27 protein-coding genes are annotated in these 21,895 nt (G+C 52.3%); 11 read left to right on the forward strand and 16 right to left on the reverse strand.

The window, feature by feature from the left end:
- The first annotated feature begins 25 nt into the window (after positions 1–25).
- The gene (locus HHI26_RS04210; RefSeq protein WP_133843445.1) at positions 26–286 is read left to right on the forward strand and encodes an acyl carrier protein; all 261 of its coding nucleotides are present in this window, start codon (positions 26–28) and stop codon (positions 284–286) included.
- Entirely contained in the window at positions 273–1,445 is a 1,173-nt protein-coding gene (locus HHI26_RS04215) for an aminotransferase class I/II-fold pyridoxal phosphate-dependent enzyme (RefSeq protein ID WP_171148660.1), read from the forward strand. The genes HHI26_RS04210 and HHI26_RS04215 overlap by 14 nt, the downstream gene beginning before the upstream one ends.
- Positions 1,446–1,463: 18 nt before the next feature.
- Here HHI26_RS04215 and lptG read toward each other — a convergent pair whose 3' ends face one another.
- From lptG to HHI26_RS04250, 7 genes are all read right to left on the reverse strand, one after another.
- On the reverse strand, positions 1,464–2,543 hold the full coding sequence (gene lptG / locus HHI26_RS04220; RefSeq protein WP_171148694.1) for an LPS export ABC transporter permease LptG: 1,080 nt from the start codon (positions 2,541–2,543) through the stop codon (positions 1,464–1,466).
- Complete coding sequence (gene lptF, locus HHI26_RS04225) at positions 2,540–3,610, reverse strand: LPS export ABC transporter permease LptF (protein WP_171148661.1); 1,071 nt, start codon at positions 3,608–3,610, stop codon at positions 2,540–2,542. The genes lptG and lptF overlap by 4 nt, the downstream gene beginning before the upstream one ends.
- Positions 3,611–3,678: 68 nt before the next feature.
- Positions 3,679–4,263, reverse strand: a complete 585-nt coding sequence (locus tag HHI26_RS04230) for a YtfJ family protein (protein ID WP_167864570.1) — start codon at positions 4,261–4,263, stop codon at positions 3,679–3,681.
- Positions 4,264–4,317: 54 nt separating this feature from the next.
- On the reverse strand, positions 4,318–5,154 hold the full coding sequence (locus HHI26_RS04235; protein ID WP_171148662.1) for a hypothetical protein: 837 nt from the start codon (positions 5,152–5,154) through the stop codon (positions 4,318–4,320).
- Positions 5,151–6,488 (reverse strand): lipopolysaccharide biosynthesis protein, encoded by a 1,338-nt coding sequence (locus tag HHI26_RS04240; protein WP_171148663.1) that lies wholly within the window; start codon positions 6,486–6,488, stop codon positions 5,151–5,153. Before HHI26_RS04240 ends, HHI26_RS04235 begins: the two co-directional genes overlap by 4 nt.
- Positions 6,489–6,535: 47 nt before the next feature.
- Positions 6,536–7,273: a hypothetical protein gene (locus tag HHI26_RS04245; protein ID WP_346775674.1), complete on the reverse strand. Its 738-nt coding sequence runs from the start codon at positions 7,271–7,273 to the stop codon at positions 6,536–6,538.
- A 32-nt stretch (positions 7,274–7,305) separates the two neighbouring features.
- A complete protein-coding gene (locus tag HHI26_RS04250; protein WP_171148664.1) occupies positions 7,306–8,043 on the reverse strand; it encodes a hypothetical protein in 738 nt (245 codons plus the stop codon).
- Between the two features lie 183 nt (positions 8,044–8,226).
- Here HHI26_RS04250 and HHI26_RS04255 point away from each other — a divergent pair, with 183 nt between their 5' ends.
- A complete protein-coding gene (locus tag HHI26_RS04255) occupies positions 8,227–8,928 on the forward strand; it encodes a dTMP kinase (RefSeq protein WP_171148665.1) in 702 nt (233 codons plus the stop codon).
- 46 nt (positions 8,929–8,974) lie between these two features.
- Here HHI26_RS04255 and HHI26_RS04260 read toward each other — a convergent pair whose 3' ends face one another.
- The 7 genes from HHI26_RS04260 to HHI26_RS04290 are packed head-to-tail and all read right to left on the reverse strand — an operon-like array spanning position 8,975 to position 15,015.
- Positions 8,975–9,856: a DMT family transporter gene (locus HHI26_RS04260; RefSeq protein ID WP_171148666.1), complete on the reverse strand. Its 882-nt coding sequence runs from the start codon at positions 9,854–9,856 to the stop codon at positions 8,975–8,977.
- The gene (locus tag HHI26_RS04265; RefSeq protein WP_133843425.1) at positions 9,853–11,226 is read right to left on the reverse strand and encodes an amidase; all 1,374 of its coding nucleotides are present in this window, start codon (positions 11,224–11,226) and stop codon (positions 9,853–9,855) included. The genes HHI26_RS04260 and HHI26_RS04265 overlap by 4 nt, the downstream gene beginning before the upstream one ends.
- On the reverse strand, positions 11,223–11,444 hold the full coding sequence (locus HHI26_RS04270; protein ID WP_133843423.1) for a hypothetical protein: 222 nt from the start codon (positions 11,442–11,444) through the stop codon (positions 11,223–11,225). The genes HHI26_RS04265 and HHI26_RS04270 overlap by 4 nt, the downstream gene beginning before the upstream one ends.
- A gap of 9 nt (positions 11,445–11,453) precedes the next feature.
- Positions 11,454–12,464, reverse strand: coding sequence for an ABC transporter substrate-binding protein (locus tag HHI26_RS04275; protein ID WP_133843421.1), 1,011 nt, complete (start codon positions 12,462–12,464; stop codon positions 11,454–11,456).
- A gap of 2 nt (positions 12,465–12,466) precedes the next feature.
- Positions 12,467–13,303 (reverse strand): ABC transporter permease, encoded by an 837-nt coding sequence (locus HHI26_RS04280; protein WP_241008201.1) that lies wholly within the window; start codon positions 13,301–13,303, stop codon positions 12,467–12,469.
- Between the two features lie 19 nt (positions 13,304–13,322).
- Positions 13,323–14,105, reverse strand: coding sequence for an ABC transporter ATP-binding protein (locus HHI26_RS04285; RefSeq protein WP_133843417.1), 783 nt, complete (start codon positions 14,103–14,105; stop codon positions 13,323–13,325).
- Positions 14,098–15,015: a carbon-nitrogen hydrolase family protein gene (locus HHI26_RS04290; protein ID WP_171148667.1), complete on the reverse strand. Its 918-nt coding sequence runs from the start codon at positions 15,013–15,015 to the stop codon at positions 14,098–14,100. The genes HHI26_RS04285 and HHI26_RS04290 overlap by 8 nt, the downstream gene beginning before the upstream one ends.
- Before the next feature lie 132 nt (positions 15,016–15,147).
- On the opposite strand from HHI26_RS04290, the gene HHI26_RS04295 reads away from it, so the two are divergent.
- From HHI26_RS04295 to HHI26_RS04310, 4 genes are all read left to right on the forward strand, one after another.
- Positions 15,148–15,825 (forward strand): XRE family transcriptional regulator, encoded by a 678-nt coding sequence (locus tag HHI26_RS04295; protein ID WP_133843413.1) that lies wholly within the window; start codon positions 15,148–15,150, stop codon positions 15,823–15,825.
- Between the two features lie 235 nt (positions 15,826–16,060).
- Complete coding sequence (gene ycgZ, locus HHI26_RS04300; RefSeq protein WP_133843411.1) at positions 16,061–16,306, forward strand: regulatory protein YcgZ; 246 nt, start codon at positions 16,061–16,063, stop codon at positions 16,304–16,306.
- A gap of 174 nt (positions 16,307–16,480) precedes the next feature.
- Positions 16,481–16,780 carry a hypothetical protein gene (locus tag HHI26_RS04305; protein ID WP_133843409.1) on the forward strand — a complete coding sequence of 100 codons (300 nt, stop codon included), beginning with the start codon at positions 16,481–16,483 and terminating at the stop codon, positions 16,778–16,780.
- A 46-nt stretch (positions 16,781–16,826) separates the two neighbouring features.
- On the forward strand, positions 16,827–17,075 hold the full coding sequence (locus HHI26_RS04310; protein ID WP_133843407.1) for a biofilm/acid-resistance regulator YmgB/AriR: 249 nt from the start codon (positions 16,827–16,829) through the stop codon (positions 17,073–17,075).
- A gap of 24 nt (positions 17,076–17,099) precedes the next feature.
- Here HHI26_RS04310 and HHI26_RS04315 read toward each other — a convergent pair whose 3' ends face one another.
- Positions 17,100–17,303, reverse strand: a complete 204-nt coding sequence (locus HHI26_RS04315) for a hypothetical protein (protein WP_133843406.1) — start codon at positions 17,301–17,303, stop codon at positions 17,100–17,102.
- Between the two features lie 341 nt (positions 17,304–17,644).
- Here HHI26_RS04315 and HHI26_RS04320 point away from each other — a divergent pair, with 341 nt between their 5' ends.
- The 4 genes from HHI26_RS04320 to dcuR all read left to right on the forward strand — a co-directional run bounded on the left by HHI26_RS04320 (position 17,645) and on the right by dcuR (position 20,661).
- On the forward strand, positions 17,645–17,875 hold the full coding sequence (locus HHI26_RS04320; protein WP_133843404.1) for a YgdI/YgdR family lipoprotein: 231 nt from the start codon (positions 17,645–17,647) through the stop codon (positions 17,873–17,875).
- A 15-nt stretch (positions 17,876–17,890) separates the two neighbouring features.
- Entirely contained in the window at positions 17,891–18,121 is a 231-nt protein-coding gene (locus HHI26_RS04325) for a YgdI/YgdR family lipoprotein (RefSeq protein ID WP_133843402.1), read from the forward strand.
- A 183-nt stretch (positions 18,122–18,304) separates the two neighbouring features.
- Positions 18,305–19,945 (forward strand): sensor histidine kinase, encoded by a 1,641-nt coding sequence (locus tag HHI26_RS04330; RefSeq protein ID WP_159337267.1) that lies wholly within the window; start codon positions 18,305–18,307, stop codon positions 19,943–19,945.
- A complete protein-coding gene (gene dcuR, locus HHI26_RS04335) occupies positions 19,942–20,661 on the forward strand; it encodes a two-component system response regulator DcuR (RefSeq protein WP_133843399.1) in 720 nt (239 codons plus the stop codon). The genes HHI26_RS04330 and dcuR overlap by 4 nt, the downstream gene beginning before the upstream one ends.
- Here dcuR and HHI26_RS04340 read toward each other — a convergent pair.
- Positions 20,642–21,604: an FAD:protein FMN transferase gene (locus HHI26_RS04340; RefSeq protein ID WP_171148668.1), complete on the reverse strand. Its 963-nt coding sequence runs from the start codon at positions 21,602–21,604 to the stop codon at positions 20,642–20,644. The two genes, dcuR and HHI26_RS04340, sit on opposite strands and share 20 nt — an antisense overlap.
- Positions 21,605–21,895: the final 291 nt, after the last annotated feature.

The following is a 21,895-nucleotide window of genomic DNA, read 5'->3' on the forward strand; positions in this document are numbered from 1 at the left end:
CAGATAAGAAGGAATTTAAATTTCTATGATAAATCATGATGCTGTAATGAATTATATTATTCAATGTTTGCAGAATATGGTCGCCAGTGACGTGGAGATACATCCTGACAGCAATCTCATTGATGAACTGGGCCTGGAGTCCATCAAGGTCATGGATCTGTTAATGATGTTAGAAGACAGATTTGATATTCCCATTCCGATAAATATTTTGCTGGATGTCAGAACACCCGAACAGCTGCGGGATGCTTTACTTCCTCACCTGGAGAAAACGTATGGGCCTTTATGACAAATTTGCACCCAATATAAACTATCGGGAACACGTCCAGGCATCCGGGTTATGTCCTTTCGGCACCTGTATTGATGAAATCTATTCAGCGACGGAAGGACGCATTGGCCATCAAAAGATTATTCTGGCGGGGACCAATAACTATCTGGGCCTGACATTTAATCCTCAGGCGATCGCGAGCGGTCAGGCAGCATTAGCCGCTCAGGGAACAGGCACCACCGGCTCACGTATGGCGAATGGGAGTTACGGAACGCATCTGGCTTTAGAACACGATTTGGCCACTTTTTTTAACCGGCCGACGGCCATTGTCTTCTCTACTGGTTATACCGCTAATTTAGGTGTTATCAGCACCCTTGCCGATCACGATGCCGTTGTGTTACTGGATGCAGACTGCCACGCCAGCATCTATGATGCGTGCACCCTGGGAGGCGCGGACATCATTCGCTTCCGTCACAATGATGCCCGGGATCTGGAACGCCGCATGCTGCGTCTTGGCGCGCGCGCGCGCGAAGCCATCATTATTGTTGAAGGCATTTACAGCATGTTGGGTGATGTGGCTCCGTTGGTTGACATTGCTGATGTTAAACGCCGTCTTGGGGGGTATCTGATCGTCGATGAAGCGCACTCCTTTGGCGTGATGGGCCACTCGGGCCGGGGTCTGGCTGAAGCACTCGGCGTTGAGCAGGATGTTGATATCATTACCGGCACATTCAGCAAAAGTCTGGCTTCCGTTGGTGGCTTTGCCGTCGGTCCGCTGGCCATGGAGGCACTGCGCTACAGCAGTCGCCCTTACATCTTCACCGCCTCCCCCTCGCCCTCCACGATAGCCTCTGTTCGCTCCTCTTTAAGGACCATTTCACAGCATCCGGAGCTGCGTGAAACACTCTGGGATAATGCGCGTCGGCTCTATCAGGGACTGAAAAAACGGGGTTACACGCTTGGCCCCAACATCAGCCCGGTGGTCCCGGTGGTGATGGAGTCGAAAGAAGAAGGTCTGCGTTTCTGGCGCGATCTGATAGAAAAGCATGTCTATGTCAACCTGGTGTTACCCCCCGCCACTCCTGCGGGTCAAACGCTACTGCGCTGCAGTGTCAGCGCGGCCCACAGTAAAGCACAAATCGATACCATCATTCAGGCATTCGCCGATCTAAAGCGCTAGTACGCCCTTGCCCTGCGGCTAATGCCGTTGATCAAAGCGATATACCAGCAACAGGGCGAGGATCAACAGTAATACAGGCGGTGCCACTGTCGTTAGCGGTGCATTCAGTGAGAGTAATATCCCTAAGTTGATGATGATTTGATCGGTGATCCAGGCCAGTAGCCCCACAATAACACCGGTGGCTAAACGGCTTCCCAAGCCTGGCGAGCGAGGGAGGCTAAAGGTGAAGGGGATCGCCAGTAATATCATGGCAAGCGTTAAAATAGGCCTTCCCAGTTTCTGCCACAGGGCAATAGCAAATTCCTGACTGGGCTGATGCGTATCTTGCAGGTAGCGAATATAACGACAGAGCTGTCTGATGGAGAAGCTGTTAGCGGGCATAGTCAGTTCAGTCAGGCTGATATGAGAAAAAAGAGAGGCCCAGGGCAGCGTATCCAGCCTGCTAACCTCTTCTTTTCCGTTCCGCCATTTCTTTTGATAAACATCATGCAGAATCCATATTCCATTATCCAGAATGGTGGCGTGTTCGGCATAAGTGTAGGATTGCAGCGAGAGATTTTTCTGGTAGGAAAATATTTCAACGCCCAGCGGTTGATGATGTTTATCCAGGTTTTTTACCGTAGCAAACTCATCATTGCGCCTGGCCCACAGTCTGTTTTGGGTATTATCGCTATTCGCCTCCAGGGAAATAGCGCTGCTTTTCAGTTGAATTGCGCGTTGCTGTAAGGGCGAGGCCCCCCATTCATCAACTGTGCTGAGAGCCAGGGTCAAAATCAATCCGGCACACACCATTGCCATGGCGATGTTAAAGATGGAAAAACCCACCGTTCGCATCGCCGTTAACTCCAGGTTTTTAGAAAGCAGTCCTAATCCTACGATCCCACCGAGCAGCGCAATAAATGGCCCCATATCAATCAGGCTTCTGGGCAGAGTCATCAACACCACCAGAATGGCCTGAGTCCAGTGGTATCCCCCCGGAGTGACATCATCCAGCTCACTAATCAGGTTAAATGTAGTAAAAAGCGGAATGAGCAATCCTGCTGCAGCCGCAAATCCGGTGAAGACATGACGCAGTAAATAACGGCTGAAGAGTGTCATCGCAAAAATTTTTGCCATAACGAAAAGTCACGCGCCATCAGCATTACGACGCCAGCCAGCATCAGTAAGGACAAAAACCAGACGCCCGGAATAACAGGAAAGGCGCTATTGGCTACCAGTGTGCGGCACAGATTGCCGCCATAAAAAATAAGGGTAAATACGAGGGTTAAGGGCAGTAATGTGGTAAAACGCCCCTGCCGTGGCTTGATACGGCTTAACGAAATCGCCAATAACGTCATCAATATCGTATTGAGCCCACGGCTTTCTCGCCATTGTCGTTCGGCGATATCAGCCGGAGCGGTCGAGCGCGATAATGTCGTGATTGATGCCGACTTACGCTTCATCAATGTCGTTGGCTGGATCGCTTTAAGGTGCAGATGCTGATCCTGATAACGCATTTCCTGGTCCCCCCATCCCCGATGATCCAGCACATAAGACGTTCCTGTGTGCAGCAGGACAGAGGGCGATGAAGACAGCGTACCCAGCACTGTGACCTTCCTTGCCCGGTATATATGGCTCTTGTTATCGGATGAGGTATAAATCAGCGCATCGGTTAATACGTTGTTCGCCGCGTCAACCGTTGAAGCGACCACCATCCGCCCATCGTCATTCACATTAAATTTATTGGCTATCAGATGATTCACGTTCATTTCAGACTGCGAGCGCTGTTCTAACTGATAAATCTCTCCGTAAGCCCAGGGTCTGGCGTACAACGAGAGAAGCATGACCCCTATTCCGAAAGGAATGGCAAGCCATAGCACGGCTTTATAAATCCGTATCGGGCTGGCCCCCGCAGCGTGCATCGCGGTGATCTCTGAGTCATTGTAGAGTTGGCCCAGAGCGACCCCAACGGCAACATAGAGCCCCACCGGGATCAGCATTTCGAGTGAAATAAGCACTTTATAAAAGACAATATCGAGCACGACCCCCAGCGATAATGTGCCATTAGCGGCTTCGGTCAGATAGCGCTGAGCTGAATAACTGGCAAAGATAACTATCAGAAAACCGACAAGGGTCAGCACTAACCGTTGGGTCTGAGTCACAATATAACGCTCGATCACGTCCATAGATGATGAAAATCCCACATTCACTGGCTCAGATAGCCTGACGGGCAATCTTAACCAGGACAGACACTTTATTTTGGTGAGTCCGCGTTACGAGGTTTCTCATCCAGCAGATTCAGCACGTTTTTGAGCACCTGACAGACTTCCTCCGGCGTCAAAGCCCCCTCTTTCGCCCACTGAATACGTCCGGCGTTATCCAGCACTAAAATGGTTGAACTCTCTTCCTCAAGTTGCCAGGATTTGCGGCCAATACCGTGGCTGTCGATAATAAATTGCGCCCAGGGGTAGCGTTTTTTATTTTTCTCGATTTTTTTCCGCACGAAAAATTGGGTGCCCGGGATCTCGTCGTCGGTGTTAACAAGGGTTGTCGGCTGAAAACGATCGGCAGGGAAATTCGCATTCTTGATCGCACTAATCAGCAATGAATTCTTCTTCTTCGCCGAAGTACGCCCGGCAATATACTGAACGACACGGACTTTCCCTGCCAGCGCTGAACTCCGCCAGGGTTGATAACGTAAGCGATTGTCATTCAATAACAGCTCTCCCCGATCCCTGATAACTATCGGAGCAACCCGCTCACCGATAATAAAGTTATGTGCCGATCCTGCCAACGGCCACAACAGCAGTGCCATAGACATCAGTCTGCATAATCTCATCGCGCTTCCTTTTTTGCGCCTGTTCCTGTTCAGCGCTCTCTGAGCACTGTCTTCTTATAATGGATACCGTGTGAGCAGTAGCTCCAGACGCTGGCGCAGATGAATATCCAGCTGAGCGAGTTCGTCGTAGCGTCTTCTCCCTGACAAATTATCAGCGACCATTTCATCATGCTTATCGCCCATCACCCCATTAATAGCGGCTAAGAAGCGTGAGATCTGATGGAAATCCTGGTTGCCCGGATCGATAGATCTTAACGTGTCATAATAAGATACCTGCTGGCTGACAATTTTACGCACAGCGTGAAACTCTCGCCCTGTCAGCGCGGTTTTAGCGATTAAAACCTGTAGTTTTCTTATCTGTTTTTTCCGGTAGGCAATAAAATGACTGGCCGAATCTAATGGCATATCACGCAGGGAAAAGTAAACCCAGTTCCAGATCGGTTTACTCAGATAAAAACACAGTATTCCGGCATGAAATTTTACCGCTCTTATATTACTGTTACGAAATGCATCCTGAAGTTTCCCGAGCAGGACCGTTGTCTTACTGAACCAGAGTCTGGATAGATGTTTTTTACTATAGAGTCTCTGCGCGAAGCGTAAATGTTTATAGCGGGATCGAATGTATTTAAACTGCATCCTGGCACTATCAGACAATGTGTCCCCCCTCAATAATTCACGAACTAAATGCAATAGTTCATGACGATCAACTCCCTCTTCCCAATACTGCAGGCACAAAGCATAGTTTTCACGCAGGCTATCCTGTGTGCATTGCACATCGATCCGCGGGGGAAGACTGACATTTTCATCCACAAGATCATCTTCATTGATTGCAGAAAAGAGCAGCTGTAGGGTTTCAGGTGAAAATGTCTTCACTACGTATCCATTCGTCATTGATGACTCTCCTTTGGTTCCCTAAAAATCAATACATGGCGGTGCCGCCAGGTATATAAAACAGGGATAAATGACAACATAACGTCCAGACATTGTCCGCCCAGATAGGCAAACGCGGCACCCGACACGCCGAATAAATGAGAAAATACGATTAAGAGAATGATATACGCAGCGGATGCTACCGTTTGAGCCACTAAAAACGCGCGTTGTTTTCCCGCCATAAATAACAATGACTCCTGGGGAAAACCTATCATAGAAACGATAATCGCGCAGAGCATCACCCGGATTAAGTCATATGCCATCAGGTAGCTTTGTCCGAAAAAAAGAGAAATTACCGGCTTACCGACAACCACCACCACCAGCGCAACGAGTATGCCAACTCCCCCCGCTAAACAAGCCGACTTAAGGCCCAATAACCACGGTCTTTTCGTTCGTGGGTCCAGGCGCATAATTTCAGGATAAAAACTTTTTTCCAGCAATTTAGCCGGCGATCCAGCAGCATCAAAAAACGTCATCGCAATCTTGAATAACCCGGCCGCTGAAGGTCCTAACATAATCCCCACTAACACCGCACTACCTGAATTCCGCGCAGCCCAAACAGAGTGAGCAATGTTGGTTATCCACACAAAATTCCATGCACCTTTGATTTTACGTGCCGTGCCAAATAGCCCTGGTCGTAATGCATGATGAATATCCCTGCGGCGTAACTCCCGCCAGGCAAACCACCAATAGAGTGAACCACCGATCATATTGGAGGCATACCAGGTGATAATAAATCCCGCGAAACCAACATCACCGAAGTAACAAATCACACTCCCCGCGGCACGAAGAAAGGGCCGTGTGGCTTGCTGAATTGCGATCAGATCGAAACGGTTTACGGCCCGCAAGATCCCCGTCGGGGTCGCTGCCACCAGCGAGGGGATCAGCGTGCAGTAAAACATGGCAAGCCAGAAACTATCGGAATCAAGCCCCAATGAGTGAGAAAGTAATGGCAGCAGTAACATCCCCACAATGACGGCCACGGCACCGCTGGCGATATCTAATCCAAAAGAAAAGGAAATAACATCACGAAATTTTTCCAGGTTCTTACTGGCTAATGCCGGCGTACCATATTGCACCACCAATTGCCACGTCTGGAATTTTACAAAATCGCTGATCGCTTTTGCATAGGATTCAATGACAACAAGCACCCCAAACATCTCTGGTGACAGGCCTTTTCCCGCGCAAGACAGTGCCAGTAGTCCCAGTAAGGCACTGACAACCTGACTGGAACCTAAATACGCGGCGTTACGAATAATCGTACGAAAAACACCATCGGAGAACCTATGCTTCATCGGTTAACACCTGCCAAATTCCATTTCAACCAGAGAAAACGCGACATTCACAGCATCGGTTTTCTAACCGAAGAGATCTCAGCGACAGACAATACGGCATTCAATGCCTTATCCAGAACGTCGCCATAGGGTGCTCTTGCGTCCAGCTCAACGATGGTCGCATCGTTGTAATGAATCCTTTCCATGACGGCGATCTTATCCCTTAGCTCATCGTAATCATGATCCGGCTTGCGCGAAAAAGCGGTATCGATATCAATGCCGAGACGGATAACTAACGCAGGACGATATAACGCCATTTGCTGATACAACCGTTTTTCGCGTTTTGCTAAATGCGTCAAAAACCAGCCAGTCACGCGATCCACGCCAATGCCGGGTCCATCATAGTGAAAACCTGAAATTTCGGCCTGCGGATAACGGTCGCTAATCACCCATACGCCGCGCTGTGACAGATGCAGCACGTGACGCAATTTAGCCCTGCGACGTAACGAGAATAAATACATAATGAATGCAACCCATAAAGCAGGGGAATGGGTACTCATGTTTTGATTCTTTGAAGAGCGCGTCGCCAGATAGCGTTCAAGCCATATGCCAATAAAGGGCACGCGTTTAATTTTATCGCCATCTTCCCCGGATACCAGCCCCAAATAACGGCGTTCCGTCACGCGGTATTGATTCAACATCTTTACCAAATCGAGAGTCAGTGTCGACTTTCCCGTTCCGTCACATCCCACCACGGCGATAAGACCAGGAATAACACGCGAACGGGAGGGATTATGTTCATTCACTTTATTTTCCCGCCTTATCATCAATGATAATCTCAATCACAGGCCTGATCGTGCGATAGTGGAATATAAGCATTAATCACACGTAACGATGCTCTAAACACGTCATCTTTCGGATGACGGGCATTTAAATCACAGATAGCCGCACCATTAAAATTAAGATGAGGGATGACCTCAATCTTTTCGCGCAGCGCTTGCAATGTGTGATCGGGCTTACGTAAGTGCGCCGTATCTGCATCAATATTCAGTCTGATTAACAACATGGGTGGATAGGAGGCCATCCATTGATACATTTTTTTTTCACGTTTTCTGAGTGTGTTTACCCACCAGTTTCCCCCCGCAGTTTTAGCCAACTGAGGACCATCAAAACGAAAACCTGCGACTTCTGCCTGAGGATAGCGATCCGTCACCAGCACGCGTCCTTGCTCACTTCTGGCCAGCATTCGCTTGAATTTATACGCACGCCAACAGGAAAGCAGATAGATCACCAGCGCAGTGAACGCGCCCGGTGGCGCGGAAGAACGCTGATGCACCTGGATGGCCTTTGCCCGTAAGTAGCGACTTAAAGGCGCGCCAATCAGAGGAAGGCCGCTGATCCATTCCCCGATACGCCCCGATGACTGCCCGAGATAAAGTAACTCTGTCGGTTCTGATAGGGAGAGATAAGCGACCAGACGAGATGCCAACGTTGATTTACCTGAACCATCGCACCCAATAATAGCAATAACTCGCAATGGCGTAGAATAAGTTAAACGATTTGTCTGTTTTCGCACAAATAGCCCAATATTAATAAATGTTGCATTAATATTAAGTCATCTCATCTGCGAAAATATTTGCTCTGCGTGCCATAAGAAATATCATTTGTGAATTCATGTGTTTTCTCAAATGAAGAAACCTTGATGAACTGGAAATAAAAGCGTATTTTCCACGAAGAAATAAAGGAGAAAAGTCATCGAATGAAAATCAAATCACCCCCACTGATTGCGGTTATTGGCAGTGATGGTTCAGGAAAGTCGACTGTCTGTAAACATCTTATTCATTATGTAAAAAAATACGGTCCGGCAATACACATTCATCTTGGGAAACAATCCGGAAACGTAGGCCGTGCCCTCACCCAGTTGCCTCTGTTAGGGAATTCACTGGGCAAGTCGATTAAGCGCCATAATACTGTCAACCCCACAACGCTTCCCGGTTTGCTGCCGTCCCTGGTCATTATATGTTTCGTCCTGCGCCGTTTGTTGCGTTTCCGGCATATGCTGGCTTCTCGTCGCCGTGGAATGATGGTATTAACCGACCGTTTTCCCCAGGTACAAATCCCCGGAACTTATGATGGCCCGGTATTCCCGGTTAATGCGCCCGGCAGTCGCTTTGTTTCCTGGCTGGCGACTCTCGAACGTAAAGCGTTTTACTGGATGACGGCACAGAAACCAGACTTAGTGATAAAGCTGAATGTTGATTTGGATGTCGCCTGTGCTCGCAAACCGGACCATCTTGCTGAATCACTGGCAAAAAAGATTGCCATTACCCCTTTGCTGACCTTCGAAGGTGCCCACATTGTTGATATTGATGCAAACCAATCACTGGAAGAGGTCCTTATTGTTGCCGAAAAAGCCGTATCTGATTTTATGGAAGCGCACGGCTATCCTCTAAGTGAATAACGACAGGTCTTTTTTATGTCTGAAAAGCGGGCCTGGTCTGCTACGTTCATCCATTCAGTTTCAGCGCGCTTATCGCACGTCGTCCCGGCGTGACCGCGATTAAAATCCCACCGACGATCAGCGCGGCACCGGCCAGCTTGCCCTCATCCAGGTGTTCACCGAGTATCAGCGACCCCATCATCACCGCCAGCGCCGGGCTGAACAGCGACCAGGGCAGGATCAGGTTAGCCGGATAACGTTTCAGCAAGCCGTACCACAGCGAATAAGCCAGCACCGATGAACCGAGTGCGCTGTAAATCACCCCTAACCAGCCACGCCAGCCCGCCTGCATCAGCAGGGTCAGTTGGTGCTGCTCCATGCTGAACGACGCGGCCGCCAGCATCGGTATGGCCAGCAGCGAAATCCAGCCAGTCATTGCCAGCGCTGCGATCGCCGGGGCGCGCTTAATCAGAATAGTACTCAGCGCCCAGCCACTGGCGCTGATCAGCAGCATCAGTGTGCCATGCCAGTTGCCGAGCGACGGACTACCCGCCAGAACCATCACACCGATAAACGCGGCAAGCACACCCAGCACTTTTTTCAGCGTCAGCGCCTCTTTCAGCCACACGGCCGCCAGTAGCATAGCAATCGGCGTTCCCATCTGGATCAGCACTGCCGTGCTGCCCGCATCCGCACTCTGCATGCCGAGCACCATCATGCCGAAGTGCACCAACCCAAAGGTAAAGGCCAGCAGTAGCAGCCACGGCAACTGGCGAGCAGTTATGGGATGAAACGGCACCAGAATAAGCGCGACCAGCAAAAAACGCAGGCACAGCATAAACAGCGGGGGCAGCTCCGTCAGCCCCAGCTTCATGGCAATCACATTGAACGCCCAGCCACACACCACCAGCCCGAGGATCAGCACGTCACGCGGCCGCAAGGCTGTCATGCGCGCAGTCTGTCAGGCATACGCTGGTGAAAATCATGCTGCTGCTGGAAAGCACGCCCGAGGGCCAGCAGCTGTGATTCGCTGCCGTCGCGCCCCACCAGCTGCATCCCCACCGGCAAGCCGTCAGCATCAAAACCGGCGGGCAGGCTTATCCCCGGCAGCGCAGACAGGCTGGCCAGCGCATTGAAACGCATGTTGCCGGTCAGCACGCTCTCGTCACGGTCACCGATGCGCACCTGCTCCTGCCCTTTGCGTGGCGCAGTGAACGGCAGCGTCGGCATCAGGAAGAGATCAACCTTCTGCAACTGCTGCATCATCTGCTGACGCAATCCGGTGCGGTAGCGCTGTGCCTGCAAATACTCCACCGCACTGATGCCCAGCCCGGCCTGCAATAGTGCACGCACATCCTCACCGTACTCCTGAGGACGGTCGGCCAGCCACGGGGCATGCAGCGAAGCGGGTTCAGCCAGATTGATTAGCACCAGCGCATTCACCGCCTGCTCCAGCCCGCTGAACTTCACCGTTTCACAGCGCGCACCGGCGGCGACAAACCACGCCACCATTGCCTGATAGGCGGAAGCCACGCCCGGCTGTACCTCAAGATGGCGATCCTCCAGCAGTCCGATACGCAGGCCACGCAAATCGGGCAGTGGATGCAGCAGGCCCGCATTCGGCTGACCGTTCAACACATTGAACAACAGCTCGCACTCTTCCGCGTAGCGTGCCAGCGGCCCAACGGTATCCAGGCTTGCGGCCAGCGGAAAAATACCGTCAGTGGCTAAACGCCCGACGCCGGGACGCAAACCGGTAATGCCGTTCATCGAGGCTGGCAGGCGAATCGATCCGCCGGTGTCGGTGCCGAGCGCCGCCAACGCACTGCGCACCGCTGCCGCCACCCCAGAACCACCGCTGGAACCGGCCGGGATGCGGGTGTCATCCCACGGATTACTGCTGGCGCCATAGTGCGGATTGTTGGTGGTGCCGCCCCAGGCAAACTCATGCATATTGGTGCTGCCGATAATAATCGCGCCCGCTTGCTTCAGGCGCTTTACTACACTGGCATCCTGTTGTGCAATCGATCCGCTCAGTACCTGACTGCCCGCATGCATCTCTTCCCCGGCCAGATTGATATTGGCCTTAATCGCAATCGGCATCCCGTGCAGCGGCCCGAGATCGTAGCCCTGTTCCAGCATGATCTGGCTGGCCTGCGCCAGCTGCTGTGCCTGTTCGCGGTAGACTTCGTTAAAAGCGTTAAGATCCTGCGTGGCGCTTTCACGCGCCAGGCAGGCCGCCACCAGCTCCGGCACGCTGAGCTGACGGCTGCGTAATTGCTGGCCCAGCGTCAGCATTGAGCGGTCAAGAATGCTCATAGCTCACCTGCCTGCAACAAATCGGCTGTCGGCGCATGCAACGGAGAAACCCATGCCGTCGCGGGCAGCAGCGTCGGCGAAAACTGGCTGGCAGCAAAGGCGGTAACGCCCTGCACTCGCAGGGCAACATCGGCCAGCAGCGGTTGCAGTGCTTCCGCTTCCGCCGCAGGACAATAACGCCGAATCATCGCCAGCCTCATCATCAGTTCATCGTTCATACCCGCTCCTTACTTATCGCCCAGCGCATCAACCACTTCTTTGGCTTTGGTCGCCAGCGCCGTATTGACGTTGTTTTGGTATGAGGTCGCCTCAGACGGATAGGCTTTGATATTTTTGGCATACAGCGCAATGTTCATGTTGTTATCCCAGGCTTTCTGCGACACCAGCACATTTTCAGGGTAACCCTTCGCATCAATTTCACGCTGTACCGCTTTCTTCACCAGGTCTGCAGGCAGCGCCGGGAAGTATTTGCGCGCAATCACCACCGCTTCGTCCGGGTGCTGATAGATAAAGCGGGAGGCCTGTTCAAACGCAGTGACCACCGCCTGCGCCGCCTGCGGGTTCTTGTCGATATACTGCTGCGTGGTCGTCAGGCTGGAGAAGGCAAACGGATACCAAGCCTGTGCGCCGGAGAAGGAATAAACTGCATGCAGACCGTTCTGCTGTTCGGCCATTGAGACCTGCGGCTCCACGGCCAGCGCATAGTCGGCGCGCCCTGCGGCCACTGCCGGGATCTCATTACCAATCGCCACATGCACCAGCTTCACGTCTTTCAGCTTTTCCTGTTTGATCAGGTAGCTCATAAACGCCCAGGTGGTATCCGGCTGCGGGCTGGTGACCACGCGTTTGCCTGACAGCAGCGACAGGTTGTTCTGTAATGAGGTGCTGTCTTTACCAAAGATAAATACCGTCGGTGCATTCTGTACGCCGGCGACCACCACGCCCTGCCCGCCATTTTCACGGGTTTTCGGCACAAATACCGGGTCCTGAATAGAAAATTCAGCCGACCCGCCAATCACCGCCGCCCAGGATTGCGATCCGCCCCCGGCGGTACTGATTTTCACCGCCACGCCCTGCTGTTTGAAAAATCCCTGCTCCTGCGCCACATACAGCGGCAGATAAAGCAGCGACTGGAATGCCTGGTTAATCCGCACCGGCGTCTCGGCAGCCAGCGCAGAGGAGCTCAGGGCGATCAAAGAAAGTGCAGTACCGAGCGTGTGAAGACGAAATGTTTTCATGATTATTTCCTGTCCCAGGAGAGAATGAGGCGTTCGATAAAGGCCACCAGCGCGTTGAAACACAGCATCATCAGCATGACCAGCACAATACCGGCCAGCACGATGTTCATACCGAAGTTGGAGCTGCCCAGCAGGATCATATGACCCACGCCGTTATCGGAAGAGATGTACTCCCCGACAATCGCCCCGACCAGGGCAAATCCCACGTTCAGACGTAAACCCGACAGCACCCACAGCATCGCGGAGGGCACCACCAGCTTGATAAAGATGGTGCCGCGTCTCGCGTTAAACGAACGCAGCAGATTGATCAAATCAGGGTCAGTACGCAGCGCGCCTTTGTACGAGGTGGTCAGTGACACCACCACGCAGGAGAACGCGACAATCACCACTTTTGACAGCATCTCGGTGCCGAACCAGATGATGGTAATCGGCGCAATCGCCAGCACCGGAATGGCCCCAATCGCGGCAATAAACGGCGCGGCAAGATCGGAAATAAAGCGTGAGTACCACAACAGCAGACCGAGCACGGAACCGCCAATCGCCCCCACCGCAAAGCCGATCAGCGTTTCACTGGCGGTGACGCCGATATCGGTCAGCATCTCACCTGACTGGAATCGGGCGACCAGCACCTCCCACACCTGCGACGGGCTGGAGAAGAGAAACGGATTGATGCTGCCGCTGCGTGCACCCCACTCCCAACCGCCCAGCAGACTGGCGACAATGGCAATTTGCAGGACAATCAGCGTGTAGCGCCGGGCGCTCTCCGAACGGAAAAAGGCTTCTCCCGAGGTGCGGCCAGAGCGGCTGGCCACCGCCGGACGGGGTGAAACAGTGTTCATCACCATAGGTTCCTCTTTTTCAATTAACGGCAGCGGGCTGCGTGCCGATGCTGCGCCAGATATGTTCGTAATATTCATTGAACCGCGGCGACAGACGGCGTTCCGGGATCGACAGGCTTTGCACCCCCAGATCGACCTTAATCTCCTGCACGATTTCGCCCGGACGCGCTTTCATCACATACACACGATCCGACAGCGTCACCGCCTCTTCGATATCGTGGGTAATAAAAATCACTGTCTTATGCTGTTCTTTAACTACCCCGAGCAGCTCACTCTCGAGCGCGATTTTCAGCGGATAGTCCAGGGCCTTATAAGCTTCATCCATCAGGATGATTTCCGGGTTGGTGACCATGGTGCGCATCAGCGCCACACGCTGGCGCATCCCGCCGGAGAGCTGTGAGGGAAACTTTTTCTCGTAGCCCTGCATGTGGTAAAGCTCAAACAGTTTTCGTGCCCGGTCACAGGCTTCAGCTTTCGGCGTGCCGCGCACTTCCAGGCCGAGGATCACGTTGTCCATTACCGTGCGCCACGGAAACAGCAGGTCTTTTTGCAGAACATAACCCAGCTCCGGCGATGGCGTGCCGGTGGTTTCGCGGTTTTTCAGCACGATGCTGCCGCTGTCCGGCATCAGCAGGCCGGTGATGATATTGAACAGCGTGGATTTCCCGCAGCCGCTTGGCCCGACAAACGACACAAACTCCTCACGGTTGGCGTAAAAATTGAGGTTATTCAGCACCGTCACCTCGCCCCCCGCAGCGGGATAGGCTTTACAGATCCCCGCAGCCTCCAGCACTTTACTCATCCTGTCCTCCCAAAGGCCGCGCATGGCGGTTGAAAACGGTTAACGATGACGGCGGCGCCTGGACCGGCACATAGTCTTTTAAGAAGTGGTAGCCGATGTAGTCCGTGCTGCGCGCCCGCCGGATGGCCTGGCGCACATCAATGGTGGCGATCGCCATGCCTTCCTGTTCGCCGGTATCCGCAATAATGGTGCCCATCGGATCAATAATGCGACTGTGGCCGTGATAGCGAAGATTGCCGTGATGGCCGCACAGGTTGGATTCAATCATCCAGCACTGATTTTCCAGCGCACGTACGCGGCCAAACAGCGTATAGCTGTCCACCATCGGGTCGGCATCCCCTGCACTGCCATCGCCGCCAAAGCCCCAGGCGGTGGGCATGATCATGATGTCTGCCCCTTTTAATGCCAGTTCGCGGGTACTCTCCGGGAACACTTTGTCGTAGCAAATCAACATACCGATACGGCCCAGCGCAGTCCTGAACACCGGGAAATCATCCCCCGGGTAATAAATATGTTTCTCATCACCCGGCTGGTGCACTTTGCGATAGACGCCGATCAGGCCTTCCGGCCCAGCCAGCACCGCACTGTTAAACAGCACTTCGTCATGGTCCGGATGGCGTTCAGTCATACCAAATACCAGGTGTAAACCAAGCTGCGCGGCTTGCTGTAACAGCGCCTGTACGCTCTCTCCCTGCGGGATCACCTCTGCCTGCGCCATCTGCCAGGTCACCGCGTCTGCGCTCCAGTTGAGGGTATCGGGCAGATACCCTTGCAAAATCTGTTCGGGGAACACCACTAAATCGGCTCCGGCATCGGCAGCGCGCGTCATCCACGTCATTAGTTGGCTGAGATTGCGCGACTTATCATAAAATGCCGGAAGTGTGATGCTGGCCACGGTAATCTCTGACATAACCCCTCCTGCTGTTTTTTCTTAAACTACGCACCCCTTTCTCATCCCACCAATACAATTTTCTTATAGGATAATTTTTGTCATATATGAGAAAATGATAACAATCACAGGCATTCAAGGACTTTGATACCGATGCAAACATCCAGACAACATGAAACCACCGGCCTGGGGGCCGCCCTGACGAACGAAAAAGATTTCGGTATGCGCATCAAAGCGATCCGTTTGGCAAGGGAGATGACGCTGGAACAGGTGGCCGAGGTCAGTTCGGTCTCGATCTCTACGCTGTCGAAAATCGAAAAAGGTCAGGTATCTGCGTCGTTCGATACCATCGCCAAAATCGCCGGGGCATTTGATTACTCGCTGGCAGAGCTGTTCGCGCAAGACCTCCCGCAGGTGCCGGTTGCCGCCGTGGCCATCCAGGGGCGCCGTACCTACACGCTGGCGGGTAAAGGCCTGATGTTCACCAACCCGTGGTTTCACTACGAAGTACACGCGGCAGAGCTGCTGGTGAAGGGGATGATTCCGGTGGTGATGCGCATTGAAACCCGTGAGTTGCCGCCGCGTGAGGCCTGGTCAGAGCATGAAGGAGAAGAGTTTATTTATGTTCTGAGCGGCAGTGTCAGCGTGCATACCCTGTTCTATACCCCCCTGCGGCTCAATCAGGGTGACAGCGCCTACATCGACAGTACAATGGCGCATACCTTTGTGCGTGAGAGTGACGATGATGCCAGCCTGCTGTCGATTTGCCTGACGGAGAAACTGGATTTCAGCGCAGAGACACATAGACCCGAGGATCACCGTCAGTCATGACGGTGATCCTCGCGATCCACCCTGAAATTCAGACTATTCCCCCTTTTCCCTGCAATACAGAAATGTATCATTTATGCATAAACCCGCTTATAACCCCATGATATATAAGTATTAGCATTTTTTGCTCAAGCAAATAGCGAATGAAAATTCACTATTTCTGTACAAACTAATCATAGATGTATAACTTTATTGCGGAAATTTTGACTATATTGATTTACGACTGAGGGACATTGTTATGCGTCAGGACGGTTCCAACCCGAAGATTGAAAATGACATCAGCCGTTATTTTAGCGAAGTAACGATGCCTTCTCAGCAGGAAACGCTTGGCCAGATTGTGGTTGAGATCCTGCGTTCAGGGCGTCAAATTAACCGGAAGGCTATTTGTTCAAAGCTGCTGACGCGCCTTGAACTGGCATCAGGACCGGAGCAGGAACGGCACTATCAAGAACTGATCGGCCTGTTGTTTGGCCGCGGGGACTGAGTTTCAAAGCAGTATGTTTGCGGATTAACGACATTGACGTACGCGTTAGGTTACAACTCAGTCCGACCATCTGACCGTCCTGGCCGCCAGCGTTAAGCAGGCATGGCATTAACGGGATGCAGGTTCCTGCGGGCATGTACGCTATGCCCGTATCACTGATTCAGAGAAGTTGGTATGTACAGAAACGAAGACGAAGAAGAGTTACTCTCCGATATTATTTTGGGTGAAGCGGTGATGGTTCTGTTGAAAGCCGATGCCGCCATCAGCAGTGCAGCCCTGGTTCGCCAGTTACAAATGATGGCTGCCGCAGAGCAAGATACCTCGCGGCAACGCGCCTGCCGGCGGGCGATTGCGGAGGTCCGGGATCACCAGGCTCCTGTTCGTGACAGCGATACGCAAGAGATTCGCGATCGCGACAATGTCACACACCTGTTTACCAGTGAAGGCCCGGCTGACGGCACCAAAAAACACTGAGCGTTTCCACTTTAACTTTATTGATAAGGCGAACAGCATGGAGCACATGCAGCAGATATCCCCTGAATCCGAAATCCTGTCTTACTTTCAGGGCGGCGGTGAAAAGTATTCACACGAAGTGCAGGTTCTGGGGGCTGTGATTAAGGAGCTCTCCGCTGAGGGCATTCACGTCAGCAATAAAGCCATGATCCTGAAATTGATTGAGAAGCTGGAGACCACCACCGATGTGATCCAACTGGATGTCTATCGTCAGGTGCTGGAAGTTGTGGTGGGCATGACGCCTGACGATGCGTAACCGCGTTGTTATTAATGAGGGTTATCAATGGAAGCTTTCCAGCAGATAACGAAATGCCTGTCGATAGATGCCCTGAGTGTGGGCATCTTTTGCTCTGGTGCTGTGAGCCTGGAGCATAATTAATACGCTCTTCTTATCCAGAGGCTGGTTGGCCGCAATCAGTTCTGAGACTGCCCTGCCAATAACTGCATAAATTTCTTTTGGATAGTCCTTATTATTACCGTGCACATGCACCCCTTATCTGGCTGTATGTACTTACATATTATCATTTCACCTTAAATAATGCACATGCTGCACTAAACACCCCGCTACAATATGCTAACCGTCATAATAAAAAAGATTAACAAATTGATTTTCAACGATTTATTATCAATTTTCGCGAAGGGTAAATTCACACCCCCTTTCGCTAACTACTGAATGGCAATAACGATAACAAAAATCAAGCCGGACTTAATCTTTTCAGAATATTCCGTTTCTTCTCATATTTTTAAATGTAAATGCGCAAAATCGCCAAACCCTTCTATAATTAAAACGTTCGAATGAGAAAGACATCTATAAGGAAATCCCAAATGAAAGTCACACTGTTTAAAGCGACCTTTATCGCAGCGTCTCTGTTCATGCTTGCTGGCTGTGCTTCAAATCAGTCCATTCAAACCACCGACGGTAAAACGATCGTCACCGATGGTAAACCGCAGGTCGATGATGAAACCGGACTGGTCTCTTATAAGAATGCCGAAACGGGTAAGACTGAACAGATTAATCGTGAGCAGATTAAAAACATGAGTGAACTAGATAACTAAATAACAGGAGTTCAGATGAAAAAGATCATGGCACTTTCTCTCGCAGCTTTGTTTTGTGTGACCGCGCTGTCTGGCTGCACCCGCAGCAGTTATGCTATTCATACTAACGATGGCAGAACGATTATCAGTGACGGCAAACCGAAAGAAGACGCTAAAACGGGTCTGATAGCTTACACCGATGCTAACGGCACTGAACAACAGATTAATAAAGGTGACGTTAAAGAGCTCAGTGAGCTGCCGAAATAATCGTTACAGCCCCTCACGGGGCTTTTTACTGCCTGCTTTTTACCTGCTGCCATTGCTCCCTCCTCCTCTACCTGAAAAACTCGCCCGGACCGCTGATTTTCTGATGTAAAATCATCATGCCTCATAGCGTCCCGCGCTATATTAGCCAGAGATAACGCTGGTTCCCTTCTTTCAGGAGTCTCCATGAGCGACCCGCTGCAGCCGCCTGTTGTGCGCAAGCGTCCGATGAAACTGAGTACGTCCGTCAGCCTGATGGTCAGCGCCGTGATTGCAACGGTGTTGTTGATTGTTCATCTGTTCTATTTTTTCCAGATAAGCCATGTGACCCAGGAGAGCGTCAAAGATAAGGCGCTGGCAGTGGCACGCACCCTGGCGGACTCCCCTGAGATCCAGCGCGCGCTGCTGCTTCCTCCTGACAGCGGCGTGATTCAGCCGATTGCCAGCGCGGTGCAGGAAAGCAACGACCTGCTGTTTGTGGTGGTGACCAATATGGACGGCATTCGTTATTCCCACCCAAAAGCAGAACTGATTAACCAGCATTTCATCGGTGAGGACATTATTCCGGCCCTGCAAGGGCGCGAAAACATGGCGATCAACCACGGTAAACTGGCGGAAGCACTGCGGCTGTTCACCCCCGTTTACGACAGTCAGCATAAGCAGATTGGCGTGGTCGCTATCGGCATTTCGTTAAGCGAAGTAGCCTTACAGATCAGCCAGAGCCGCTGGAATATCATCTGGGCCGCGCTGTGCGGCATGCTGGTCGGTGCCATCGGCACGTTTCTGCTGGTGAGGGCCGCGAAGCGTATCCTGTTCGGGCTGGAGCCGTATGAGATTTCAACGCTGTTTGAACAACGTCAGGCGATGCTGCAATCCATGAAAGAAGGGGTGATCGCCGTTGATGATCATATGCAGGTGACGCTGATTAACCGTGCCGCCCGGCAGTTGCTGCGTGAAACCGACCGTCAGCAGGCGGTGAACATCGACGTCGGCGAAATGGTGGCCGCCTCAGGCCCGCTGATCTCCAACCTGCGCGATGTGCTGAACAACGGCGTGCCACTGCGCGATGAGGAGATCAATTTTAAAGGCCGCATCTTACTCTGCAATACCATGCCGGTGCGCAGCAACGGCGTGATCATCGGTGCCATTTGTACCTTCAGGGATAAAACAGAAATCAGCCAGCTAATGCAGCGGCTGGATGGCATGGTGAGCTATGTGGATGCCCTGCGCGAACGCTCCCACGAATTTATGAACAAACTGCATGTGATCCTCGGTCTGTTGCATATGAAAAGTTACGGCAAAGTAGAGGATTATATTCTTAAAACGGCTAATAATTATCAGACAGAGATCGGTTCTCTGTTAGGAAAAATCAAGTCACCGGTTATTGCCGGTTTCCTGTTAAGTAAAATGAATCGCGCCTCGGACACAGGCAACCACCTGCTGATCAGCGATGACTGTAGGCTGCCGGACAGCGGCAGCGAACAGCAGGTTGCCACGCTGATCACCGTGCTGGGTAACCTGATTGATAATGCACTGGATGCCCTTGGCCCCAGCGCTGAGGGCGAGGTGAGTGTATTACTGCACTACCAGAAGGGTTTCCTGGCCTGCGAAGTCAGCGATGACGGCCCCGGCATTGCGGCCAGCCAGTTAGAGGCGATTTTTGAGAAGGGTTTTTCTTCCAAAGGCGATGAACGGGGCGTCGGGCTGTTTCTGGTAAAACAACAAACTGAAAGCCTTGGCGGGAAAATTATTGTAGAGTCCGAACCTGGCGTTTATACGCAATTTTTTGTACAACTGCCCTGGGATGGAGAGAGTAAAAACGCATGATCAATGTTTTAGTCGTCGATGATGATGCGATGGTCGCAGAACTGAACCGCTGCTATGTCGCCCAACTGCCAGGATTTGCCTGCTGCGCCGTTGCCTCAACCTTGCAGCAGGCGAAAGATCTGGTGCTGAACAGCGAACTGGCGGTCGACCTGATCCTGCTGGATGTGTATATGCAGCAGGATAACGGGCTGGATCTTCTGCCTGCGCTACGCGAAGCAAAGCGTCCGGTGGATGTGATTGTAATCTCTTCCGCCGCCGATGCCGCTACGATCAAACAGTCTCTGCATTATGGCGTGGTCGACTATCTCATTAAGCCGTTCCAGTTCTCGCGTTTTGAAGAAGCGCTGACCGGCTGGAAACAGAAAAAAACCATGATGGATAACCATCAGTTCTATGAACAGGCGGATGTCGATCAGTTGATTCACGGTAATCATCCGGCAGTTGAGGATAATAAACGCCTGCCAAAGGGGTTAACGCCACAGACGTTACGCACTCTGTGCCTGTGGATTGACGCCCATCCGAATGAGGAATTTTCCACCGACGATCTCGCGGCTGCAGTCAATATCTCGCGCGTATCCTGCCGTAAGTACCTCATCTGGCTGGCGCACAGCAATATTCTGTTCACCAGCATCCACTATGGTGCCACCGGTCGTCCGGTTTATCGTTACCGCCTCCAGCCAGAGCATACCGCCCTGCTTAAACAGTATTGCCAGTAACCCGGTAACTGTCGTCCAGTAGCGTGAAGCGGTACTTATGCTGTGAAGAACAGATCACCTGACCGTCCCGGGTGACAAAAATAGCCTCGATCTGCGGCATCTCTCGCAAGCAGACGAGGCTTTTTTCTACCCCAAGTCCATACAGCAATGTGGTCCAGATATCCCCGTCGATGGAATCATCGGAAATAATCGTCACACTCAGCAACTCGTTATCCAGCGGGTAACCGGTACGCGGGTCAAGAATGTGATGATAGCAACGCCCTGCCAGCTCAAAATACCGCTCATACACCCCGGAAGTGACTACGGAATGGTGAGTGACGTGGATGACGCCAATCAGGGCATCAGGCCCGGCAAAAGGCTTTTTCAGGCCAATCCCCCATGCCTGCTGCGCCGGATGCCCCAGCGTCTGCACATTGCCCCCCAGATTGATCAACGCGTTCGTGACCTGCTGTTGATGCAGATAATCACGCACCACATCGGCAATGTAACCTTTCGCAATCGCACCGAGGTCGATCTCCATGCCTGCCTGTTGCAGGAACACGGACTGTGCCGCATCGTCGAGAATCACCTGGTGGGGATTGGTCAGGGCCAGCAGCGCCTGTAACTCGCTCTCAGGCGGCACCGTATTCCCCTGAAAGCCAATCTTCCAGCGTTTAACCAGCGGGCCAATGGCGAAGTTGAAACAGCTTTCCGCACGCGTGCTGACCTCGCTGGCGCGTTTAATCAGTTGGTAGACTGGCGCGCTGACGACGACCGGATGCAGACCCGCCGCGTGATTGATCGCCATCACTTCCGAGGGTGCACGGTTAACGGTAAACAGATTTTCCTGATGCTTGATCAGACGAAACACCCGCCCTGCGAGTGCCTCGTCATGTTCAAACAGTTTGAGGAGGATGGGCGATCCCATCAGAACAGCGGAGTAAGCGTAGGAACCTGCGGACATTGGGTCTCCTTCTGGTCAACGGGGGGCATGCCCGGCCCGGAGTCAATGGGAGGGGCATGCCCCTCCCCTACGATGTGATGCTTTCTGTCGGGGCCGGATATTATCCCACCCCTACGATGTGATGCTTTCTGTCGGGCCGGGTATGATCCTCCCCTACGATGTGATGCTTTCTGTCGGGGCCGGGGATTATCCTACCCCCACGATGTGATGATTTCTGTCGGGCCGGATATTATCCTTCCCCCTACGATGTGATGCTTTCTGTCGGGGCCGGGGATTATCCTACCCCCACGA

The sequence above is a fragment of the Erwinia sp. JH02 genome (assembly GCF_013074405.1).
Taxonomy (GTDB): domain Bacteria; phylum Pseudomonadota; class Gammaproteobacteria; order Enterobacterales; family Enterobacteriaceae; genus Erwinia; species Erwinia rhapontici.